1 pseudogene is annotated in these 906 nt (G+C 73.5%); it reads right to left on the reverse strand.

Annotated elements, in window-relative coordinates:
• Positions 1-549 (reverse strand): annotated as a pseudogene (locus tag E4099_RS34735) (ATP-dependent DNA helicase); the annotation flags it as partial.
• Between the last annotated feature and the right edge of the window lie 357 nt (positions 550-906).

The raw sequence follows: 906 nt of genomic DNA on the forward strand, positions 1-906 counted from the left end.
GGGCTCGGGTACGGGAGTGGGCTCGGGGACGGGAGCGGGCTCGGGGACGGCGGCGGGCTCAGGTACGGCGGCGGGGGCCGACTCGGGTACGGCGGCGGGGGCCGGCTTCACCAGGGATATCTCGTCGAAGTAGCTCTCGACGATCCGCTGCGTGCAGCGCAGCTGTCGGCGCAGGACCACCTCCCCCGGGCTCTCGGGCCGGGTCTCGATCCACTTCTTCGCCAGGGGGCTGGTCCACAGCAGGACCACCGGCTCGTGCGAAGCGTCGTGCACGCCGCGGCGCCCGATGTACCAGGGACGGGGGTCTCCTCCCGGGTCCTCCGGCGCGTCGACGCGGGAGAAGACCAGGGATTCGTCGCCGAGCCCGCCGTAGGCCTCCGCGCGAGCCTCCGCCTCGGCCCGGTTGGCGATCCCGTCCTTGCCGCTCGCCGAGGCGGTGGCGGCCGAGGTGCCGCTCAGCTCGGCCAGTTTCGCGGCGTAGCAGTCGTACGCGTGGTCCACCGCCCGCTGCTCGCCGGCGAGGATCTCATCCCGAGTGATGGTGCTCATGTGCGCCCTCCCTGCAGTGCCGGGGAAACACCGCCACGGGCATGTGCCCGTACCCCCTGAAACAACTATCAGAAACCGGACGGTGACGGGCAGTCAGTGGATCACTTCCCGGACGAGGCCGTCGACCCCTGCCCGCCAGGTCCGCCGCGCCTGCCCGCATACGGGCCCGAGCACGGCCGTCATGCCCCTCGCCAACGCCTGCGGCCAGCCCCTCGGCGGCTCATCGAGCAGAAGCCGCCGAGGCCACCCGGCGCAGCGTTGTCCCCCGACGACCTTCTCCGCACGCCTGCGCGACCTCACCCCCGCCGGCACAGCCACCTCCCCGGCCCACGACGCCCCCGGAGCCCTGCCCACGGC

Source organism: Streptomyces palmae (assembly GCF_004684805.1).
Lineage (GTDB): Bacteria > Actinomycetota > Actinomycetes > Streptomycetales > Streptomycetaceae > Streptomyces > Streptomyces palmae.